The organism is Streptomyces sp. NBC_00536 (assembly GCF_036346295.1).
Lineage (GTDB): Bacteria > Actinomycetota > Actinomycetes > Streptomycetales > Streptomycetaceae > Streptomyces.
This window is the reverse complement of the sequence record NZ_CP107820.1, coordinates 76,727-97,878: the sequence shown is the minus strand read 5'-3', so window position 1 is coordinate 97,878 and position 21,152 is coordinate 76,727. Positions and strand designations below refer to the sequence as shown.

Here is a 21,152-nt window from a genome sequence, read left to right as displayed (position 1 = left end):
GCGCCGGGCCCCCGTCCCTGAAGGGGCGGGGGCCCGGCGCGTGGTGGACTGCGGCTGGACTGGCGGGACTAACGGCCCTTCTTGCCCCAGGACTTGCTGTCGAGAATGCGGTTGTGGTCGTTGCGCAGGGTGGCCGAGTCGCGCTTGTCCCAGACGTGGTGGGTCCGGTTCTGGTACACGTCGTGGGCGGTGTTCTTGCCCCTGCCGGTGTGCACCTTGACGCTGGAGTGACCGGCGAGGGTCATGCCGTGGAAGCGGTAGGTGTTGCCCTGCTTGTCGGTGAGCGTGTAACCGCGCAGGTTGACCGGCTTCTTGCCGGTGTTCTTCACCTCGACCCACTCGCCGTTGAGGCTGCGGTTGGTGCGGTCGTCGCGGCCGGGGCTTTCGTGCTGCACCTGGCCGATCATGACGGTGGAGTGCTTGCCCGTACCGTGACCGTGGTCGTGGCCACCGGTGGAGGCCGCGGCCGGGAGGGCGGCGGTGCCGAGGACGGCGACGGAGGCCACGACGGTGGCGAAGACGCGACGAGTGGTGCGCGAAGCAGACATGGAGATGTCACCTCAAGAACGTGCGGGTTCCCGGCTTGCTGCCGGGAATCCACACTCTGGCCCGCAGACCGAGCAATTTCTAGCAAAACGCCCAAGATTACTCAATCAAGACAAACAGGCCATATCTTAGGATTACCGTGAGAGTGCGGCGGGTTGGCCGGTCCGAGCACCCCCAACGGGGGCGGCCTCGGCGGCCGGTGCGGCCGGGGCCGTGACCCGGTCGCGGAGCATGAGGCAGACGGCCGCTCCGGCGATCAGGACGGCGATCGGCAGGATCGCGGTGGTGTGCAGGGTGGCGGTGAAGGCGACCGCGTAGGTCTTGCCGGTGGCCAGCTCCGCGGCGAGGCGGCCCTGGAGCAGCGCGCCGACCGCGGCCGCGCCCACCACCGAACCGATCTGCCGGACCGTGTTGTTGACCCCGGAGGCGGCGCCGGCCAGGTGCGGTGGCACGTGGCGCATGGCCTCCGTGGACATCGGGGCGATGGCGACGATGCCCGCGCCGTAGCAGGCGACCCCGGCGAGCAGGACGTACTTGCCGCCGATCCGGTCGGCAAGCCGCCCTGCGAAGGGCCCCACCGTCATCGACACCAGCGAGGAGGGGGCGAGGACCAGGCCCGCCTTGATGGCGCTGAGCCCCAGTACGGACTGGAGGTAGAGGTTGAACGGCAGCACCAGCCCCAGCATGGCGACCGAGATCAGGCCGACCAGCGCCGTCATCGCGGTGAAGTTGCGGTCCCGGAAGAGGGCGAAGGGGATCAGCGGCTCGCGGTCCTGACGGCGGCTCTGGTGGAACAGGAACCCGGCGGCCAGGGTCGCCCCGGCGGCCAGCAGCACCCATATCCCGGCCCCCCAGTGGTGGTTCTGCCCCTCCTGGAGACCGAAGGCCAGGCAGAACAGGGCGGCGCCGGAGAGCAGGACACCGGTCAGGTCGAAGCGGTGGGCGCGGGAGGTCCGGATGTCCGGGACCACCAGGAACGTCAGGGCGAGCGCCGCGATGCCGATCGGCACGTTCACGAGGAAGATCCAGCGCCAGCCGATGCCGGCCAGGGTGAACACCGTGAGTCCCGCGGCGAACAGGGTCCGTGGACCGTGCAGGTCGCCGAGCCGGCTCGCCGTGATGATCAGGGCCGAGAGGGTCAGGGCGTAGCCGCTGACCACCCAGAGCGTCTGGTCGAGCGTGGCGCCGAGGCCGCTCATCATGTCCGGGATCGCGATCTGGGCCGCACCCTCATGAAGATCGGCGAAGGGGCCATGCCCCAGCCCGAGGGGGGAGAGCTGCGCCACGGCGGCAGCGTCCGGTCCGTCCTCATCGTGGCCAGCGACGTGTCCGCGCACCCCGACAGCGCCGTGGGGGAGATCGCCGCCCGCACCGGGCTGCCGCAGAGTCAGGTCTCCACCGCCGTCGCCCGGCTCAAGGAAGCGGGCGCCGTCATCACCGCCCCCGACCCCGATGACCGGCGCCGCCTGCTGGTCCGTCAGGCCCCCGAGGTGTCTGGCCGGGTGGCCGAGGTCCGGTCCACCACCATCGAGGACGCCCTCGCCGCGGCTCTCGGGAACCCTGCCCCCGAGCAGCTCAGGGAGGTCGCCGACGCCCTCGACGTGCTCGCCCGCCACCTGTCCCGGAACTGACCTCCGCCCTCAGCGGACCGGCCCTCGGCAGACCCGCCCTCAGTAGACCGGCCCTCAGCAGACCGGCCGTCGGCCCGTGTCGCGGGCGGCTTCCTCCGCCGCCGCGACGGGCGTCGGCAGCTCCGTCACCGGTGCGTCGAGCGGCATCAGCCGGCCCGCCCGGCCCGGCAGGACCGAGGCCCCGCCCTTCGCGGTCACCCGGCCCGTCGGTGCGGCTTCCAGGGTGCCGAGCGAGGCGACGTACGCGGTGAAGCTCTCCATGTCCCGCCGGTGCCGCACCGGTTCGCGGAATCCGCCCAGCGCCGGGTAGCCGTCCTGCCCGGTCAGCGTGTACGACGTGGTCACCACCCGGTACACCGCCTCCGGCCGCAGCGCCGCGCCGCCGATCAGGACGTCCGCGGGCGCGACCCGGTCCCCGGCGGGGCGGTCCGGGTCGAAGGAGTAGCGGACGTTCGCCGACACCGCGAGCGGCGCGTAGGTCAGGGCGCCCCGCGCGTCCGGCGCCCACTGCTGCTCCAGCGCGTCGTGCAGCTGCGCCCCGCTGACCGAGGCCGTGACGAGGGGGTTCCCGTACCCCACCGCCCGCCAGGCCCGTTCGAAGGTGACGATGTCCTCTCCGGGCGCCGCCACCAGGTCCGTGTTGATCACGCTGCGGCCCAGCCGCGGCGCGAGCGCGATCAGCGCCAGGTCGGCGGGAGCAGGGGCGGGCACGGGCCTGGGGCTGGTGTCGAAGGGGTCCGGCGCCTGCCCGGCCGCCCACAGCGCCCAGTCGGCCACCAGGTTCCCCATCGTGCTCTCCCCGGCCGCCGAGAGCCGCCGCTGGAAGGGGGCCCGCTGGCGCCCGATGGTCAGGCCGGCCCGCTGGCGCGCGTACCCCTCCCAGTGGTCCACCACCTCCCGCAGCCCCGGATCGGCGGGCACGTCACGGGTGTTGGGGTGATTGGTCGAGGTGGTCAGCTCGCGGACCACCGCGCCCGTGTCCGGATCGAGCCGCAGCGTGATCTCGTTGACGATCTGCCCGTGACAGCCCGCCTCCACAAACGGCCGCGGCCGTCCGGCCGGGTCCGGCAGCATCATGGTGAAGGCCCGGTGCCAGTGCCCGGTCACGATCGCGTCGATGTCCGCCGACACCCGCAGCGCCAGCTCGTACGCCGGACCGCTCGGCGCGGTCCCCGAGTCGAAGGCGTCCCCGGCCACCGCCCCGTCGTGCATGCTCAGCACGATGGCGTTGACGCCCTGCGCCTTCAGCAGCGCCGCGCACCGGTCGGCGGTGGCCACCTCGTCCGCCGTCCGCAGGCCGGGCTGGAAGGAGTTCGGGAACCCTTCCGTGCCCAGCGCGGTCAGGTGGATGAACCCGATCGGCAGCCGCCGCCCGCCCGGCGCGCTCACCCACTCGACGTGGTACGGGGGCAGTACGGGCGCCTCCGTACCGCCCGTACCGCCCGTACCGTCCTGGCCCGTGGCCGTCACGTTCGCGCTGTAGTAACGGAAGTCCGCGCCGTGGAAGGGCCGTCCCGCCGAGTCCGGGAAGGAGTGGGTGATCCCCGCCCCCTCGACCCCGGCGCCCGCGCCGCGCTGCATGTGCTCCACCAGGAAGCCGGGCGTCCGGTCGAACTCGTGGTTCCCGGCGGTCGCGAAGTTCAGCCCCAGCCGGTTCAGCGCCTCGATCGTCGGCTCGTCCGACAGGCTGAAGGCGGGGAACTCCCACCCCGAGAACAGATCGCCCGGAGCGAAGAAGAAGGAGTTCGCCCACCCGGCCCGCAGCCGCTGCAGATGCGTGGCCATGTAGGCGACCCCGCCGACGGTGTACGTCGCCCCGTCCGCCCCCGCGATCACCGCGTCCCGGGCCGGGGGCGCGCTCAGGTACCCGTGCAGATCGGTGATGTTCAGCAGCTGTACGTCGACGTACCCGGCCGCGCTGACCCGGTCGAGCCCCGCCGCGCTGCCCGCGACCGCGGTCCCGGTGAGCGCCTTGACCCCGACTGTCCCCGCGGCCGTCAGAAACCGCCGCCTGCCCATGCGCCTGCCCATGCCCGCCCCCGCCATCGCCCCGTCCTCCCCTTACGGCCGCACCCCGTCCCCCCACACAACGTGCGGCGGAGGCGCCCGTCACGGGCCTACCGGGTCAGCTGGGGGTACTGGGCTTACTTCGCGTACTGGGCGTACTGGTCCTGCTTGGCGGTGAGTCCGGCGGTCCCGGCGGTCCCGGCGCCCTGGGCCGGGGTGTGCTCGGCGCGGTAGCGCTTCATGAACTTGAACATCAGGACGACGGAGCCGATCGGCACGCCCCAGTTGCAGATCCAGTTCAGGTCGCCGTTCGAGGGCGCGGCGAGAGCGATCAGGTGGGCCACGGTCATCAGCGCGAACACACCGCCCCACGCGGCGGAGAACAGCCGGTTCGTCTTCTTGAAGACGGGGGACGTCCAGGCCGCCGCGGGGACCTCCTGGCGGGCGTACTGCTCGGTGAAGGGCATGAACGGAAGGGTCAGGAAGATCAGCACCGCCAGCACGGCGGTCGCGACCGTCCGGCCGTAGTCGGTGACGAACCCCTCCGCGCCGTGCCCGCCGAGCCATGCCGCCACCGAGAGCCCCGCGAAGGTCACCACACCCATCGCGTCGAGCAGCATCACCTTGCCGCGCACCAGCGCCGGGCTCGCGATGGCCAGGGAGACGAGCGCGGCGAGGGCCGCCGACCACTGGGGTGCGAGACCGTTGCCGGCCGCCTCGGAGAAGGCGATCCACGGGACGAAGCTGAGGAGCGGGTTCGACTTCACGGCCGGGTCTCTTCTCGCTGGAGGGGTGTGCGGTGGGTGCCGGGCCTGCCTTCGTGAAACCTTCCTGGCCTGACATGTCAAAAGTAGAACGTCTAGTCATGACATGTCAATAGTGGAATGTGGGTGGGTGGGTGTGGTGGTGCGGGTGCGTCAGTCCGCGACCGGCGCCGGGGCGAGGCCGTCCGCGACCAGGCCGGCGAGGACCGCCCGGCCCAGCGTCTGCACCGCCGACTGCGGCCGGACCATCACGGTGAACTCCTTGATCCGTTCCTGCGCGTCCAGGTGCAGCAGATCGATCCCGTGGATCTCCTTGCCGTCGACGGTGGCCCGGAAGACCAGCACCGCCGCCGGGGCCTCGGCCCCGTCGGCCCCGGTCAGTCCGGACCCGTCGAGCCGGCCGACGTAACGGAAGTCCTCGAAGGTCCGCAGCAGCACCCCGAAGAGGCCCATCACCATCGGACGGCCCTCGAACGGCGTGAACTTCACGGGGCTGTAGAGCCGGACGTCCTCGGTGAACAGGTCCTCCAGCGCGGCGAGGTCCCGGCGGTCGACGGCGGCACGGAAGCGGTCCACGGTGGTCCCGGTGGTCATAGCGTCTCCTTCATAGTCACTCATCTGATTACTCAATTTCTTGACTATGATGGTGCAAGGTCATGCCCCGTGACCAGAGGCTTACAGGGAAGGAGGCGGCAGCCCGATGGCACTGCGCCACGCCGTACTGGCGGCGCTGCTCGACGAGGAACTGAGCGGCTACCAACTGGCCAAGGCGTTCGACATGGGGGTGGCGAACTTCTGGCACGCCCTCCCGCAGCAGCTCTACGTCGAACTCGCCAAGCTGGAACAGGAAGGCCTGATCGCGGGCCGCGAGGTCGTCCAGGACACCCGCCCCAACAAGCGACTGTTCCAGGTCACCCCGGCCGGCCTGGCCGAACTGGACCGCTTCACGGCCGCCGCCACCAAGCCGTCCTTCATGCGCGACGACCTCGTCGTCAAGGTCCAGGCCGCCGACCACGTCGACACCGACGCCCTGATCACCCAGCTCACCGAACGGGCCATCTTCGCCGCCGCCAAGATCGAACTCTTCGAGGCGATGCTGTGGAAGATGCGGGCCGGGCGCACCGAAGAGGAGTTCCTGCGCCACGGCGACCGCATCGGCCCGTACCTGACCTGCCTGCGCGGCCTCGACTTCGAGCGCGCCAACCGGGACTGGTACGAGCGCACCATCACCGTCCTGCGCGATCGGCAGCCCGAGCATGGCTGAAACGACCATGACCGAGGACCGGTTCCCGTCCCCACTGCGCTTCGTGGCCCTCGGCGACAGCCAGACCGAAGGACTCGGCGACGGCGACGACACCACCGGACTGCGCGGCTGCGCCGACCGCTTCGCCGAGCACCTCGCCCTCCACCACCCCGGCCCCGGCGTCCTGTACGCCAACCTGGCGATACGCGGGCGCCTCGCGGGCCAGGTCAGGGCGGAGCAGCTCGCTCCCGCCCTCGCCCTGCGCCCCGACCTGGCCACCGTCGTCGCCGGGGTCAACGACCTGCTGCGGCCCCGCTTCGACCCGGACGAGACCGCCGCTCACCTGGAGGCGATGTTCGCGGCGCTCACCGGGGCGGGCGCCCGGGTCGCGACCGTCACCTTCCCCGACATCGGCCGGCTCGTCCCGCTCGCCCGCCCGCTCGGCCCCCGCGTCACTGCCCTCAACGCCCGGATCCGGCTGGCCGCCGACCGCCGCGGCGTGGCCGTCGCCGACACCGCCCGGCACCCCGTGGTGACCGACCCCCGCTTGTGGAGCCCCGACCGCCTGCACGCGAGCCCGCGCGGCCACGCCCTGATCGCCGCCGCCGTCGCCCACGCCCTCGGCCTGCCGGGCACCGACGACTCCTGGACCCGCCCCCTGCCCGGCCCGCCCCCCGGCCCCCGCACCCTCACCTCCGAACTCCGCTGGGCCACCGCCTTCCTGACCCCCTGGCTCACCCGCCGCCTCCGCGGCCGCTCCTCCGGCACCGACCGCACCGCGAAACGCCCCACCCTCCTCCCGGTGTCCCCGTATCCGCAGACGGCGAGGTGAAGCCCGGCTACGAGGCCACCTCCGGCTACGACGCGTCGGGCTCGGCACCGGTCTGTCGCAGGGCGGCGAGGCGGGCGGCGGCGTGCGCGGCGGCGGGGGAGCCCAGTCGGCGGTAGAGGGCGACGGCGTCCTCCAGGTCTGCCAGGGCGGCGGCGCGGTCGCCGAGGGCGAGGGCGCAGCGGGCGGTGCCTTCCAGGGCGCGCGCCTCGTGGTGCGGGCTGCGGGTGTCGCGGGCGAGTGCCAGGGCCTGCCGGTGGAGCGTCAGCGCCGCGCGCGGGTCCGCCGTCCGCTCGGTCAGGGCTCCGAGGCCGAGCAGGGAGTCGGTCTCGCCGAGACGGCTGCCGGTCTCCTGGTAGAGCGCCAGTGCCTGCTGGTGGAGCGCGATGGCGTCGCGGCTGTCCCCCAGTGCGTCGTGGGCCCGGCCCAGGCCGAGCAGGGAGTCGGCCTCACCCTGGCGGCTGCCCGCCTTCCGGCAGGCGTCCAGGGAGCGCTGGTGCAGTGCGGCCGCGCCGCGGTGGTCACCGGCGGCGTGCCGGATCCGGCCCAGCCCGCGCAGGGTGTCGGCCATGCCCTGCACGCTGTTGAGGGCCTCGTGGATCGTCAGCGCCTCCTGGTAGAACTCCCCGGCGCTGTTCCGGTCGCCCATGTCGTCCAGGATGTGGGCCAGGTCGTGCAGGGCGGCGGCCTCGCCGCGGCGGTCTCCCATGGTCCGGTAGAGGGCGAGCACCTGCGAGGTCAGCTCGACCGCGCCGGGGGAGTCGCCCGAGGAGTGCCGGGCCCGGCCCAGATCGCACAGCACGCGGGCCTCGCCGAGCCGGTCGCCGAGGGCCCGGAAGGCAGCCAGGGCCCGTTCGTGCAGCCAGGCGGCCTCCTTGACGTCCCCGGTGAGCAGCCGGATGCGGCCGAGTTCGTGCAGGTCGTTGGCCTCGCCGTGCTGGTCGCCCAGTTCCTGGTGGATCGCCAGGGCCCGCTCGTACAGCTCCGCGGCGGCCTGGTGGTCGCCGTCCGCGTGCCGGGCCCGGGCCAGGTCGCACAGCGTGTCCGCCTTCCGGTCACCGGCGGCTGCCGCCGCGGTCGCCGCGGACCGGTGCAGCGCGGCGGCCTGGTCCCAGCGCCCCTCCAGCAGGAGAAAGGCCGCCAGGTCGGTGGAGACCGACACGGTGAAGGAGGGGAGGGCCGCCAGGGCGGGGTGGCCGAGGAGCGAGAGCAGGTTCCGCTGCTCGCCGCGCATCCAGGCCAGGGCCTGGGTACGGTCGTTCAGCGCGGGGAGGACGGGGAGAGCGGCCTGGGCCGCCTGCTCCGGCTCCGGGCGGCGACCGGGGCGCGTACGGCGTGCCAGGTGCTCGTTGGCCCGCGCGGCGGCGTGCTTGTAGTACCCGGCGAGCCTGCGCAGCGGGGCGTCGCCCTCCGTCCCCCGGGCCGGGTCCGCAGTCGGATTTTCGGCCGGCGACCGGGCGTGGAGACCGACGAGGTCGTGGAAGAGGTAGCGCCCCGGGGTGCGCTGGACCAGCAGGTCGTGGTGGAGCAGGGATTCCAGCAGCCGCTCCGCCGTGGGGTGGTCGGTGCCGGCCAGGGCGGCGACGGCGTAGGTGTCGACGTCGTGGCCGGGGAAGAGGCCCAGCAGCCGCAGCAGGTCCTGTTCCTCGGGGGCGAGGGCGGCGAAGGAGGTGGCGAAGACGGCGGTCAGGCCGCGGTTCTCGTCCGTCAGATGGGCCGGGCGCCGGTGCTCGTCGCGGAGCCGGTCCACCAGGTCCACCAGGTCCTCCGGGCCCGGGCCGCGGTGGTGGCGCAGCAGCGCGGCGGCGATGCGGATCGCCAGCGGCAGGTGGCCGCAGAGCCGGACCAGCTCGCCGGCCGCCGGATGGCCGGCGGGGACGCGGCCGGGGCCCGCGGCTTCGCGCAGCAGCGCCACCGCGTCCGCCTCCGGGAGTACGTCGATGGCCAGGCTGTGCGCATCGTCGAGGCCGGTCAGCCGCCTGCGGCTGGTGATCAGGACCAGGCAGCCGGGCGCGCCCGGCAGGAGCGGGCGTACCTGCGCGCCGCTCGCGGCGTTGTCGAGGACGATCAGGGTACGGGTGCCGGCGAGCCGCTCCCGGTACAGGGCGGCGCGGGTGCTCAGTTCCTCTGGTATCTGCTGCGGCGGTACGCCCAGCGAACGCAGCAGCCAGTCCAGGGCATCGGCGGGGGCGACCGGGGGGATCCCGGCCGTGTGGCCGCCCAGGTCCAGGAAGAGCTGCCCGTCGGGGAACCGGGCCCGCGCCCGGTGCCCGGCGCGGATGGCCAGCGCGGACGTGCCCACACCGCCCGTGCCGTCGATCGCCGAGATCGCCACCACGCCGGAGGAACTGCCCGCGGGCGCCGACCCGGCCAGCGCCAGCAGCTGGTCGAGCTCCCGGGCGCGGCCGGTGAACAGCCCGGTGTCGTACGGGAGTTGGCTGGGCGCGTCGGGGCGTTGCCGCCCCGCTTCGGGGGCGACGGCCGCGTGGGCCGGGGCGGAAACGGTGCGCGCCGCCGCGAGTAACTGTTCGCGGCGGCGCGGATCGAGCGAGAGGGCCTCGGAGAGACAGCTCACGGAGGAGAGCCGCGGTTGTCGGCGCCCGGCCTCCAGCACGCTGATCGAGTGGGCCGAGACTCCCGAACGGTCGGCCAGTTCGTCCTGCGTCCAGCCGGCCGAGAGCCGGCAGTCGCGCAGAAGCTCCCCAAAGGTGCCAGCGCCCACTTTTCCCCCCGGAAATGGTCTGCCGCCGAACAGGCACACGGCAGTCGGACCATTCTCGGTCAGTGGGCTGTGCGGGATCAACAGCAGTTCTGGCCAGGGGGAGGGCGGGCGGCGGGCCCTGCTCAGGGGCTTCGGAGGCTAGTACCCGCAGTTGCGAAGACTGCCCTTGGCGGCGCCGTTGTCCACGTAGGGGGCGTAGGTCCACCCGTAGACGTGCTGCGACCACCCGGCGTCGTTGTGGTACTCGGCGTAGGTGTGGTACCAGAGGGTCCCGTAGCCCAGGTTCGCCCCCAGCTCGCTGTAGCAGTCGACGTCGATCCCGTCATGCGACCGCGGGGAGAGGTCATAGGCGACTTTGTGGGCGTTGTCGATGTTGAAGTACCACCCGTACACACCCACGTTGTTATTGGTGCTCAGCCGGATCCCCACGTCCATGACCCTCGCCGGCGAGTTGGCGGTCTGCGGGGCGGCGCCCGCCGGGGCGGCGGCCACTGCCCCCATGGTCAGGGCGCCGATCAGCGCCGTGGTCGCGGCGAGCTTCTTCCCGATGTACATGAGACTTCCTTCTGCCGGTGCGGGGCGACGGGTGCCGGGCTGGCCCCTGTTCTCGCCCCTTCCGATGCACCACATCCTTGGAGCCCGGGGGCGCCACCTCCATGACGGCAGCTTGACGTTCGCCTGTCGTTCGGACCGCGACGGGGGCCCTACGCCCCCGGGGCGGGTGCGGTGCCCGGTGCGGCGCCGCGGGCCGCGTCGTGGGCCGTCAGGGCGGCGGTCAGTCTGCGGGCGTCGGCCGGGTCGGTGGCGTCGTGGCCGGTCAGGAGGTGGATCCGGGCGAGGCGGTAGGTGAGGGTGTTGCGGTGCACGGTGAGGGCCTGCGCGGCCTCCGCGCGGCGGTAGCCCGACGCGATGAACTCCCGCAGGGTGTCCAGGAGATGGGGCTGGTCCGCCAGTGGTGCCAGGGTCGCGACCAGGGCGTCGCGGGCCGGGCCCGGCTGGACGAGCTGGTACTCCACCGCCAGGTCGGCCAGCCGGTACAGCCCGGGGGCCCGCCCCAGGGACTCGGCCAGCGCCAGCACCTCACAGGCCTCCGTGTGCGCCTGCGCGACCGCCGCGTGGCCCGGCGCGGTGGCGGCCGCCGCGATGCAGCGCAGCTCGGTCGCCGCGTCGAGCCGCGCGAGCAGCCGACGCGCAGGGCACGGTTGAGGCTGCGGCTGGGGTGGCCGCTTGCCGCGCTGTGCCGGATCGCCCCCGGCCTCCTCCGACACCGGTACGAGCAGCACCCCGCCCTCGCCCTTGAGCGTGGCCAGCACCTCCGGATTCCGGTCGAGTTCGGTCCGTACGGCGCGCAGGATCCCCGTGGCCGCGCCGCCCTGCGCACCGCCCTGCGCGTCGGGCAGCCGGAAGACGACCACCTCGTACCGCTCCGCGAGCGTGCGCCCGTACCGCTCCGCCGCCCGCCGGGCCGGGCGCCCGGCGAGCAGGACGTCGGCCAGGTTGCGTCCGTGCTCGCGCTGCTCCCAGTCCAGATCGGCCTGTTCGCGTACGTACGCCTCGGCGACCTTCGGCATCACCTCGCCGAGGAAGCCGAGCAGCCGGGTGCCGAGCAGGTACGGATCGATCCCGGACTCCGCGGAGTCGCTGCTCTGCGTCGCGGCCAGCGCCAGCTTCCACGCCTCGCCCGCGCCCAGCGAGTACACCCGCAGCACCGCCTCCAGCGGCACGCCGTCCCGGGCCCGTTCGGCCCCCCACGCGACGGGCGCGGCCAGTTCGGGCGCGGCCGGGAGCCGTCCCTCGGCGAGGCTGGTGAGGAAGAGCCGCAGCACCGCCTCGGTGTTGGCGAGGAGGTCCCCGTCGATCACGCTGTCGGGCAGCAGCCGGTAGGCGGGTATCTCGGCGGTCAGGCGGGCGACGGTCGCCGCGGCGATCTCCCCGACCCTGGGCAGCAGCGCGGCGGCGAATCCGGACTCGTCCATGCGCGCATTGTCACCGTGCCTTGTCACCGTGCACAAACGCGGGTGGAAGCTTTCTGCGCGTACCGCCAGGGGACAGGGGGTCCCGGCCGGAGCATTCTGTGCAGTCCGACCAGAACGGTTCACCCCCTCAGGAGAGTTGCGATGACAGTGACCGCACGTCCCGTCCGCAGGTGGCTCGCCCGGGCCGCCCTCCCGCTGGTGCTCACCCTGGCGGCCACGGCGGCCCCGGCTCAAGCCGCAGCCCCCTCGGCCTCGGCCTCCGCCGGCATCAACGACTTCTCCTGCCGCCCGAGTTCGGCCCACCCGGAGCCGGTGGTCCTCCTCCACGGCACCTTCGCGACCTGGTACGAGGACCTCAACTACCTCCAGGCCGACCTCGCCGCCCGCGGCTACTGCACCTTCGCCCTCACCTACGGCGCCTACGACGGCTTCCCGCTGGTCGGCGGCCTGAAGCCGGTGGCCGTCTCCAACCTGGAGATCAAGGAGTACGTCGAGCGGGTGCGCGCCGCCACCGGCGCCGCCAAGGTCAGCGTCGTCGGCCACTCCGAGGGCGGCCTGCAGGCCCTGTACCTCGCGAAGATGCAGGGCATCCAGTCGCACATCAAGGCCGTCGTCGCCATCGCGCCCCCGACCCACGGCACGGACGCCGCGCGCCTGGTCGACCTCGGCGACAAGGTCCTCGGCCGCGGCACCCTCGACCACATCGCGGCCACGCTCGGCATCCCGGTCCTGTCCGACGAGTTCCCGGGCGGGCCCGCCATCGTGGCCCTCAACGACGGCCCGGTGGCGCAACCCGGTATCGCGTACACGGTCATCTCGTCCCGCTACGACGAACTCGTCACCCCGACCGAGACGGCGTTCGTCCGCGAGCCGGGCGTCGACAACCGCTACGTGCAGGACTCCTGCCCGCTCGACCCGGTGGGCCACATCGGGGAGGCGTACGACCTCAACGTCTGGCACCTGGTCCGCAACGCGCTCGACCCGAGCCGCGCGACCCCGATCCTGATCTGCGCCGTCGGCTCCCCGGGCTGAGACGGCGAAGACACAGACGAACAGACAAGAGGGCGAGGAGTTCAGCTCCTCGCCCTCTTCAACATATAGCTCACCGGGGGGCTTGCGGCAAGGCCCCAGCCATACCGCACAATCGCTGGCGCAAAGCCATGACCTGCGGAAACGAGGAGTCGCGCCATGCGTGTGCTGTTGTCTGGCTGGGGATCGCGGGGGGACGTCGAACCGCTGGCGGCGCTGGCGGTGGCGCTGCGGGAAGCGGGTGCGGGGGCGTCGGTGTGCGCGCCGCCGGACGAGGAGTTCGCGGCGCTGCTGGCGCGGGTCGGCGTACCGCTGGTGCCGCTCGGGCCGTCGGTGCGTTCGGTGGTCTCGGGGCCGAAGCCGCCGACGGCGAAGGACGCGTTCCGGCTCGCGCCCGAGCTGGTCGCCGCGCGGTTCGCCACGCTCACGGAGGCGGCCGCGGGATGCGACGTACTGCTGGCCGGCGGCCTGATGCCGGCGGGGGCGCGGGACGTCGCCGAGAAGCTCGGCATCCGCTATGTGTACGCCTGCTTCCACACCTGCGGGCTGCCCTCGCGGGACTTCCCCCCGGCCACCCGGCCGGGCACGGCGTCCCCGCGGGACGAGACAGGGAACGACGAGACCGGGAACGACGAGACCGGGAACGACGAGACCGGGAACGAGGCGCTGTGGGAGCAGGACGCCCAGCGGGTCGACGCGCTGTACGGCGAGGCGCTGGCCGGACACCGCGCGGCGATCGGCCTGCCGCCGCTGCCGCCGGTGACGGGCGTACGCGACCACGTCTTCACCGACCGCCCGTGGCTCGCGGCGGATCCGACGCTGTGGCCCGCGCCCGACGTCGTGGACGGCCTCGACCCGGTGCGGACCGGGGCGTGGATCCTGCCCGACGACCGGCCGCTGCCCGCCGACCTGGAGGCGTTCCTGGACGCGGGTGAACCACCGCTGTACGTCGGCTTCGGCAGCATGGCCGCGCACGCTCCGCGGGAGATCGCCCGGGTGGCCGTCGAGGCGGGCCGGGCGCTCGGCCGCCGCGTGCTGCTGGCCCGCGGCTGGGCCGAACTGGCCCCGGTCGACGACCGGGACGACTGCTTCGCCGTCGGCGAGGTCAACCAGCAGGCCCTCTTCCGCCGGGTGGCCGCCGTCGTGCACCACGGCGGCGCGGGCACCACGACGACGGCCGCCCGGGCCGGTGCGCCCCAGGTCGTGCTGCCCCGGATCGTGGACCAGCCGCGCTGGGCGGCCCGGGTGGCCGAGCTGGGCATCGGCGCGGCCCACCACGACCCTGCCCCGACCGTGGACTCCCTGTCCGCCGCGCTCAGCACGGCCCTCAGCCCCGGGACCCGGACCCGCGCGGCGGCCGTGGCCACCGCGATCCGCACCGACGGTGCGGCGCTGGCCGCGCGCCTGCTGCTGAAAAAGACGCCCTAGTCCGTCTCGCGCGGCGTGTGCAGGCCCGAGACGACCATGTGCACCAGCAGGTCGTACGTGTCGTCCAGCTTCTCCGGCAGTTCGAAGGCGCCCCCGGTCTCCAGCGCCGCGAACCCGTGGACGACCGCCCGCAGGCAGCGGGCCGCGTGGATCGCGGCGGAGTCCTCCAGTCCGTATGCGCGCAGCGTGGCCAGCATGATGGCGACCAGCCGCGCCCCCGCCTCGGCGGTCCCGGGTTCGGGGCGCTGGACGAGCGCCGCGTAGCGGTGGGGGTGGCGGCGGGCGTAGGCGCGCCAGGCCGTCATCAGGGCGCGGACGGCCTCGTCGGAGGAGCGGCCGAGGACGGCGGCACCGACCTCGTCCGCCATTTCGTTCATGATCCGCGCCGATACGAGGTCGCGCAGCTCGGCCAGGCCGCGTACGTGCTTGTAGAGCGACGGCGTACGCACTCCCGCCCGCGCGGCCACCTCGGACAAGGTCAGCGCGGCGGGCCCGGAGTCCGTACCCCCGGCGCCCCCGGTGCCTTCGTCGATGAGCCGCAGCGCGATGTCGACCACGGCCTCCGTCGAGAGGGCCGCCCTAGCCACGGGCGCCGTCCTTCGGGAAGCCCAGGGAGCCCGTGGAGCCCAGGAAGTCCAGGATCGCGGCGGCGGTCTCGGCGGGGAACTGGGCGTGCGCGTAGTGACCCGCGCCCTCGATCATCGCCAGCCGCCCCACCCCCGCGGGCAGTTCGGCCACGATGCCCTCGCCCTCGGCCCGGGGGTCGGCCCAGTCGGGGTCGAGGGTGCCCTCGACGATCAGCGCCGGGCACCGGACGCCGTCCAGTCGCGCCCCCGCGTCGGTCGGCGCGGACATCCCCATCGCGGAGACCACGGCCATCCGCCCGGGCCTGCGCAGGTCGGCTTCCAGGGAGCCGATGCGCGCGTCGAGCGCGGCGGCGGGCATCTCCGGGTGCGCGTGGCGCAGGTACCGCTTCCACAGTCCCACGCTGCGCAGCGCGCACGCCCCCATGAGCAGCAGGATGCCCTTGCGGTGGTGCCCCTGTGTGACGAGCGCGCCGAGGTCGGTCTTCTGGACCCGGGTGAAGGGGCTGATCTCGACGACCGCGCTGACCAGCCCGGGCTCGTCGGCCGCCGCGATGGTGGCGGCGCCGCCCGCGAAGGAGTGCCCGACGAGGACGGCGGGGCCGCCTCCGAGGTGCCGGACGAGCGCGAGCAGGTCGCCCGCCACGTCGGTACGGGTGTACGAGGCCCACCCGGCGTCCGACTCGCCGTGCCCCCGCAGATCCGTGCGGGCGACCCGGTATCCGGCGCCGGCCAGGAGCGCGGCCAGTTCGCCGTAGGAGCCCCGGTTGTCGCCCATTCCGTTCGCCAGTACGACCAGCGGTCCCTCGCCCGTGACGTCGTACGCGAGCTGTCCGCCGTCGGTCTTCAGGAACTCGGTCATCGCCCTGCCCTCTTCCGGAGATTCCGCGGACTGCCTGCTGCCGCCCTGCGGGCTAACCTTCATTGCCATTAAGCTAATGGTGTTAGCCGACGGGGTCAAGTGCCTGCGGCCGGTCATTCGCTCACGCCAGGGAACGGTCAAGGCGGACCAGGTGATTCCGGACAGGTTTTCGAGGAGCGGCGGCCCGTTCGGGCGTGTCCGGTTCCGGTCGGCCGGGAGGGCGGGGCCGAAGCCCCGGTACGCCCCGGTCGTCAAACGGGTCCAAAGGCCTGGCCTTTGGCGTAATGACAACTAAAGGCCGATTGGCCGGTATTCATCGCACTGGCCCGATTTTGGGCCGCTCCGGGCCGGGGTCGTGAAGTCCGTACGTTACGGTAACTTCGCTTTCTGTCACCAGGAAGCACCCCCCACCCCACCCCTCCCGCGCGGCCGCCGCGGCAGCTCGTGCTGCCCGTACGACGGCGTCCGCGCACGCTCGTTCAGCCTGGAGACACACGTGAGTACGACCGAGCGCGGCAGCCGGTTGGAGGCCCTCGGGGCCCACATACCGGAGCGCACGCTGACCACCCGCGACCTGATCGGACGCACCGAGAGCCTGCACGGCGTGGACGTCGAGCGGATCACCGGAGTCGTGGAACGCCGCGTCGCCGACCCCGACTCAGAGACGGCCGAGGACTCCTTCGGGATGGCGCTGTCGGCCGCGCGCGACGCCCTCGCCGTCTCCCGCTACGGAGCCGCCGACCTGGACGTCGTCATATCGGCGTCCATCACCCGCTTCAAGGACGGCGGGCGCTTCGCCTTCGAACCGTCCTTCGCCGGCTCGCTCGCCCGGGAACTGGGCGCCCGGTCCGCGATCCACTTCGACGTCTCCAACGCCTGCGCGGGCATGATGACCGGCGTCTACGTCCTCGACCGGATGATCCGCTCCGGGGCCGTCCGCACCGGACTGGTCGTCAGCGGCGAGCAGGCGACCCGGGTCGCCGACACCGCCGCCCGCGAGCTGAGCGACTCCTACGACCCGCAGTTCGCCTCGCTCTCCGTGGGCGACTCGGGAGCCGCCGTGATCCTGGACCGGGCCACCGACGAGGCCGACCGGATCCACTACGTCGAGATGCTGACCTGCTCCGAGTACTCCCACCTGTGCATGGGCATGCCCAGCGACCGCACCGAGGGCATCGCCCTGTACACGGACAACAAGAAGATGCACGACAAGGACCGCCTCGCCCTGTGGCCCCGCTTCCACGGGGACCTGCTGGCCAAGGCCGGCCGCGACTTCGCGGCGGAGGACTTCGACTACGTGATCCAGCACCAGGTGGGCACCCGCTTCATCGACTACGTCAACGCCACCGGCGAGCGGGAGTTCGGCGCGCCGATGCCCACCTCCCTCGCGACCGTGGAGCGCTTCGGCAACACCGCCACCACCTCGCACTTCCTCACCCTGCGCGAGCACCTGCGGGCGGGCACCGCCCGCCCCGGCGCCACCTTCCTGCTGGTCCCCGCCGCCTCCGGCGTGGTCACCGGCGCCCTGTCCGCCACGATCACGAACATGGGGGTCTGAGCCATGGGCATGGTCATCACCACTGCCGTCACCGCGTCCCCGGACGCCGGAAGCACGGCAGGGTCCACCACCGTTGCCCTCGCGGGCCGCGCCGCCCGGGACTGCCTGACCCGCGCGGGGCTGTCCCCGGCCGCCGTCGGTGTCCTCGTCAACGTCGGCGTCTACCGCGAGTCCAACACCTTCGAACCGGCCCTCGCCGCCATGGTCCAGAAGGAAGCGGGCATCAGCCTGGACTACCTCGCCGACCCCGCCCCGGCCTTCTCCTTCGACCTCATGAACGGCGCCTGCGGGGTGCTGGCCGCCGTACAGGTCGGCCAGTCCCTCCTCGACACCGGCAGCACCGAACGCCTCCTGATCACCGCCGCCGACGTACACCCCGGCGGCGACGCGCGCCGTGACCCGGACTACCCGTACGCCGACCTGGCGGGCGCCTGGCTGCTGCAGCGCGGCGCCGACCCCGGCAGCGGATTCGGTCCCGTACGCCACTACGCGCCCGAGGGCCCGGTGGGCGCCGAGGGCTACCTCGACACCGCCCGCATGGGCAGCGGCGGCCGCTCCCTGATCACCGTCCGGCGCGAGCCGGGCCACGGCGCCCGGCGGAGCGCGCTGGCCGCCACCGCGGTCGCCGACTACGCGCGGGAGTTCGGCCTCGACCTCGCCCGCACCCTGGTCATCGGACCGCCCGCCGCGGATGCGGGGGAGGCGGAGTGGGAGGGTGAGGGCGAGCCGCACACCGCCGCGCCGGTCCTCGGCTACCTCCGGGCGCTGGACGCCGGACGGCCCCGGGACTGCGACCGGCTGCTCTTCGTCAGCGTCGGCGCGGGCCCCACCGTGGTCTGCGCGAGCTACACCCCCGAGGGGTGGTGACCGGCGTGGACGTGAACATCAAGGTGAACCCGGACCCGAAGGTGGACCTCGCCCCCGGGGGCCTCGCCGACCACCTCGCCCGCAATGCCGCCGCCTTCCCCGACCGGGCCGCCGTCATCCACCCCGAGCCCGGCGCCCGCGAGCCGGACGGCCGCCCCCGCTACCGCACCGTCTCCTACGGGGAGTTACAGCGTTCGGTGGAAGACCTCGCCCACGGCCTGGCCCGGGCCGGGATCACCCGGGGCACCCGGACGGTCCTGATGGCACCACCCGGACCCGAGCTCTTCGCCCTGGCGTTCGCGCTCTTCCGGCTCGGCGCCGTCCCCGTCGTCGTCGACCCCGGCATGGGCTTGCGCCGCATGCTCCACTGCTACCGGGCCGTCGGCGCCGAGGCGTTCATCGGCCCCCCGCTCGCCCACCTGGTGCGCGTCCTGGGCCGCCGCACCTTCGCCGCCGTACGGATCCCCGTCACGCTCGGCCGCGGCTTCCTCGGCAGCCTCGGCGCACATACGCTCGCGCGGCTGCGCGCCCTCCCCGGACCGCGCCGTGCGCCCGCTCCCGTCGGCGGCGACGACCTGCTGATGATCGGGTTCACCACCGGAAGCACCGGCCCCGCCAAGGGAGTCGAGTACACCCACCGGATGGCCCTCTCGATCGCCCGCCAGATCGAGGCCGCCCACGGCCGGACCCGCGACGACACCTCGCTCGTCACCCTCCCGTTCTACGGGCTGCTCGACCTGGTCTACGGTTCCACGCTCGTCCTCGCCCCGCTGGCCCCGGCCAAGGTCGCCCAGGCGGACCCGGCGCTGCTGGTGGACGCGCTGGAACGGTTCGCCGTCACCACCGTCTTCGCCTCGCCCGCCCTGCTGCGCAACCTCGCCGACCACCTCACCGCCCGCGACGGCGAGCACCCGCTCCCCGACCTGCGCTGCGTGGTCTCCGGCGGCGCGCCCGTACCCGACGCGGTCGTCGCCCGGCTGCGCGCGGTCCTCGACGAGAAGGCGCGCGTCCACGTCACCTACGGGGCGACCGAAGTCCTCCCCATCACCTCCATCGAGTCCGAGGACATCCTGGGCGAGCGGGCGGCCCGCAGCGCCGAAGGCGCGGGCACCTGCGTCGGCCGCCCCGTCCCCGGCACCCTGGTCCGCATCGCCCCCGTCACCGACGGCCCGCTCCCGCGGCTGCTCCCCGGCACACCGTCCCTGCCCGCGGGGCGCGTCGGCGAGATCCTCGTCGCGGGCGAGTCCGTCAGCCCCCGCTACCACGGCGATCCCCGCGCCGACGCCCTGCACAAGACGTACGAGGACCCGCCCGGCGGGGTCGGCGCCACCCGCGTCTGGCACCGCACCGGTGACCTCGGCTACCTCGACGCCGACGGCCACCTGTGGTTCTGCGGACGCAAGGCACAACGGGTGCGCACCGACGGCCAGGACCTGCACACCGTGCGCTGCGAAGGCGTCTTCAACGCCCACCCGCTGGTCCGCCGCACCGCCCTCGTGGGCGTGCGCACCGGCACGGAGCCCTTTGGGCCGCGGCGCCCCGTCATCTGCGTGGAAACCGCGCACCCCCTCGACACCGCCGCCTGGCAGGCGCTGACCGCCGAACTGCGCGTACTGGCCGCCGCCCACGCCCCGACGGAACCGATCGAGGAGTTCCTGCGCCACCCAGCCTTCCCCGTGGACATCCGGCACAACGCCAAGATCGGCCGCGAGGAACTGTCCCGCTGGGCCGAGCGGCAACTCGCGCCACACCAGGCCACGTTCGCCCGCGCCGCGCGGCTCGTCCCGCTCGCGGGATGGGCGTACCTGCTGGGCGGCGCCGTCTGGGCGGCCACCGCGGGCGCCCCCGACATCCCCCTCCTCCACTGGCTGTGGTGGGCCGACGCCGTCCTCAGCACCGTCGGGCACGCCGTCCAGATCCCCCTCGCCCTGCCCCGCGCCCGCGCCGCGGGCCACGGCCGCGCGGCCACCATCGCGCTCACGATGCTCTACGGCGCCACCTGGTGGCGGTCCCTGTGAACATCCTGATCACCGGAGCCACCGGCTTCCTCGGCGGCCACCTCGCCGACGCCTGCCTGCGCGAGGGGCACACCGTACGGGCGCTGGTGCGCCAGGGCTCCGACACCGCGCGGCTGCGCTCCCTGCCCGGACTCGACCTCGCCGTCGGCGACCTCGGCGACCCCGCCTCGCTGCGCGCGGCGGCCGAGGGCCAGGACGTCGTCCTGCACAGCGCCGCCCGCGTCGTCGACCGCGGCACGTACGCGCAGTTCCACGAGGCGAACGTCGCCGGGACCCGGCACCTGCTCACGGCGGCCCGGGCCGCGGGAGCCCACCGCTTCGTCTTCGTCTCCAGCCCCAGCGCGCTGATGCGGGTCCGCGAGGGCGACCGGCTCGGCCTCGACGAGAGCGTCCCGTACCCCACCCGCTTCCTGCACCCCTACAGCGCGACCAAGGCCCGCGCCGAGCAGAACGTACTCGCCGCGCACACACCGGAGTTCACCACCTGCGCGCTGCGCCCGCGCGGCATCTGGGGCATCCGCGACCACGCGGGCTTCCTGCCGACCCTGATCGGCGCGATGCACGCGGGCCGCCTCCCCGACCTCTCCGGCGGCAAACGCGTCCTGGTCTCCCTGTGCCACAGCGACAACGCGGTCGACGCCTGCCTGCGGGCCGCGACCGCCCCCGCCGAACGCGTCGGCGGCAAGGCGTACTTCGTCGCGGACGACGAGGTCACCGACCTGTGGCCCTTCCTGACCCGGGTCGGCGCGGCCCTCGGCTGCGCCCCGCCCACACCCCGCATCCCGCTCGCGGCCGGCCGAGCCCTGGCCGCCACGCTCGAAACCCTCTGGCGACTGCGCCCCGCCACCAGCCGCAAGAGCGCTCCCCCTCTCAGCCGCTACTCCCTGGCCCTCCTCACCCGCTCCACCACCTACGACACCACCGCCGCCCGCCGCGACCTCGGCTACGCACCCCCGCGCACCCAGCGCGCCGGCCTGGCCGAACTCCTCCCCTGGATCCACTCGTTGGGCGGCCCCCAGCCCTGGTCCCACCCCACCACCCCACACACCCCGCACCCCCAGCAAGGGACCCCCACCCGATGACCAACC

The 21,152-nt window shown here is 73.7% G+C and carries 19 protein-coding genes; 9 read left to right on the top strand and 10 right to left on the bottom strand.

All coding sequences use genetic code 11. The annotated features are described in order from the left end of the window. Positions 1–68: 68 nt before the first annotated feature. Both OHS33_RS37755 and OHS33_RS37750 read right to left on the bottom strand, forming a co-directional pair. Positions 69–548: a lamin tail domain-containing protein gene (locus OHS33_RS37755; RefSeq protein ID WP_330335431.1), complete on the bottom strand. Its 480-nt coding sequence runs from the start codon at positions 546–548 to the stop codon at positions 69–71. A gap of 132 nt (positions 549–680) precedes the next feature. Beyond that, positions 681–1,832, bottom strand: coding sequence for an MFS transporter (locus OHS33_RS37750; protein ID WP_330335430.1), 1,152 nt, complete (start codon positions 1,830–1,832; stop codon positions 681–683). On the opposite strand from OHS33_RS37750, the gene OHS33_RS37745 reads away from it, so the two are divergent. Beyond that, positions 1,779–2,177: a MarR family winged helix-turn-helix transcriptional regulator gene (locus OHS33_RS37745; RefSeq protein WP_330335429.1), complete on the top strand. Its 399-nt coding sequence runs from the start codon at positions 1,779–1,781 to the stop codon at positions 2,175–2,177. The two genes, OHS33_RS37750 and OHS33_RS37745, sit on opposite strands and share 54 nt — an antisense overlap. Positions 2,178–2,231: 54 nt before the next feature. Here the strand turns inward: OHS33_RS37745 and OHS33_RS37740 are convergent, their stop codons facing one another. The 3 genes from OHS33_RS37740 to OHS33_RS37730 all read right to left on the bottom strand — a co-directional run bounded on the left by OHS33_RS37740 (position 2,232) and on the right by OHS33_RS37730 (position 5,542). Further along, positions 2,232–4,208 (bottom strand): bifunctional metallophosphatase/5'-nucleotidase, encoded by a 1,977-nt coding sequence (locus tag OHS33_RS37740; protein WP_330335428.1) that lies wholly within the window; start codon positions 4,206–4,208, stop codon positions 2,232–2,234. Between the two features lie 113 nt (positions 4,209–4,321). Beyond that, complete coding sequence (locus OHS33_RS37735; RefSeq protein WP_330335427.1) at positions 4,322–4,951, bottom strand: hypothetical protein; 630 nt, start codon at positions 4,949–4,951, stop codon at positions 4,322–4,324. A gap of 150 nt (positions 4,952–5,101) precedes the next feature. Further along, positions 5,102–5,542 (bottom strand): nuclear transport factor 2 family protein, encoded by a 441-nt coding sequence (locus OHS33_RS37730; RefSeq protein ID WP_330335426.1) that lies wholly within the window; start codon positions 5,540–5,542, stop codon positions 5,102–5,104. Between the two features lie 106 nt (positions 5,543–5,648). Between OHS33_RS37730 and OHS33_RS37725 the strand changes: the two genes are divergently transcribed. Both OHS33_RS37725 and OHS33_RS37720 read left to right on the top strand, forming a co-directional pair. Next, complete coding sequence (locus OHS33_RS37725) at positions 5,649–6,212, top strand: PadR family transcriptional regulator (protein ID WP_330335425.1); 564 nt, start codon at positions 5,649–5,651, stop codon at positions 6,210–6,212. Next, the gene (locus OHS33_RS37720; protein ID WP_330335424.1) at positions 6,205–7,023 is read left to right on the top strand and encodes an SGNH/GDSL hydrolase family protein; all 819 of its coding nucleotides are present in this window, start codon (positions 6,205–6,207) and stop codon (positions 7,021–7,023) included. Before OHS33_RS37725 ends, OHS33_RS37720 begins: the two co-directional genes overlap by 8 nt. Before the next feature lie 25 nt (positions 7,024–7,048). Here OHS33_RS37720 and OHS33_RS37715 read toward each other — a convergent pair whose 3' ends face one another. From OHS33_RS37715 to OHS33_RS37705, 3 genes are all read right to left on the bottom strand, one after another. Then, on the bottom strand, positions 7,049–9,742 hold the full coding sequence (locus tag OHS33_RS37715) for an ATP-binding protein (RefSeq protein WP_330335423.1): 2,694 nt from the start codon (positions 9,740–9,742) through the stop codon (positions 7,049–7,051). 138 nt (positions 9,743–9,880) lie between these two features. Beyond that, entirely contained in the window at positions 9,881–10,297 is a 417-nt protein-coding gene (locus OHS33_RS37710; protein WP_330335422.1) for a hypothetical protein, read from the bottom strand. A gap of 149 nt (positions 10,298–10,446) precedes the next feature. Continuing rightward, the gene (locus OHS33_RS37705; RefSeq protein WP_330335421.1) at positions 10,447–11,718 is read right to left on the bottom strand and encodes a PucR family transcriptional regulator; all 1,272 of its coding nucleotides are present in this window, start codon (positions 11,716–11,718) and stop codon (positions 10,447–10,449) included. A 141-nt stretch (positions 11,719–11,859) separates the two neighbouring features. On the opposite strand from OHS33_RS37705, the gene OHS33_RS37700 reads away from it, so the two are divergent. Both OHS33_RS37700 and OHS33_RS37695 read left to right on the top strand, forming a co-directional pair. After that, the gene (locus tag OHS33_RS37700; protein WP_330335420.1) at positions 11,860–12,750 is read left to right on the top strand and encodes an esterase/lipase family protein; all 891 of its coding nucleotides are present in this window, start codon (positions 11,860–11,862) and stop codon (positions 12,748–12,750) included. A gap of 156 nt (positions 12,751–12,906) precedes the next feature. Beyond that, a complete protein-coding gene (locus OHS33_RS37695; protein WP_330335419.1) occupies positions 12,907–14,175 on the top strand; it encodes a glycosyltransferase in 1,269 nt (422 codons plus the stop codon). Here the strand turns inward: OHS33_RS37695 and OHS33_RS37690 are convergent. Further along, positions 14,172–14,762, bottom strand: a complete 591-nt coding sequence (locus OHS33_RS37690; RefSeq protein WP_330335418.1) for a TetR/AcrR family transcriptional regulator — start codon at positions 14,760–14,762, stop codon at positions 14,172–14,174. The genes OHS33_RS37695 and OHS33_RS37690 overlap by 4 nt on opposite strands. Then, positions 14,755–15,621, bottom strand: a complete 867-nt coding sequence (locus OHS33_RS37685) for an alpha/beta fold hydrolase (RefSeq protein WP_330335584.1) — start codon at positions 15,619–15,621, stop codon at positions 14,755–14,757. The genes OHS33_RS37690 and OHS33_RS37685 overlap by 8 nt, the downstream gene beginning before the upstream one ends. A 496-nt stretch (positions 15,622–16,117) precedes the next feature. Here OHS33_RS37685 and OHS33_RS37680 point away from each other — a divergent pair, with 496 nt between their 5' ends. From OHS33_RS37680 to OHS33_RS37665, 4 genes are read left to right on the top strand one after another with little or no spacing between them, the layout of a single operon-like run. Further along, entirely contained in the window at positions 16,118–17,179 is a 1,062-nt protein-coding gene (locus OHS33_RS37680; protein WP_330335417.1) for a 3-oxoacyl-ACP synthase III family protein, read from the top strand. Between the two features lie 9 nt (positions 17,180–17,188). Then, the gene (locus OHS33_RS37675) at positions 17,189–18,046 is read left to right on the top strand and encodes a hypothetical protein (RefSeq protein ID WP_330335416.1); all 858 of its coding nucleotides are present in this window, start codon (positions 17,189–17,191) and stop codon (positions 18,044–18,046) included. 5 nt (positions 18,047–18,051) lie between these two features. Beyond that, entirely contained in the window at positions 18,052–20,064 is a 2,013-nt protein-coding gene (locus OHS33_RS37670) for a fatty acid CoA ligase family protein (protein ID WP_330335415.1), read from the top strand. Further along, entirely contained in the window at positions 20,061–21,146 is a 1,086-nt protein-coding gene (locus OHS33_RS37665; RefSeq protein WP_330335414.1) for an NAD-dependent epimerase/dehydratase family protein, read from the top strand. The genes OHS33_RS37670 and OHS33_RS37665 overlap by 4 nt, the downstream gene beginning before the upstream one ends. The last annotated feature ends 6 nt before the right edge of the window (positions 21,147–21,152 follow it).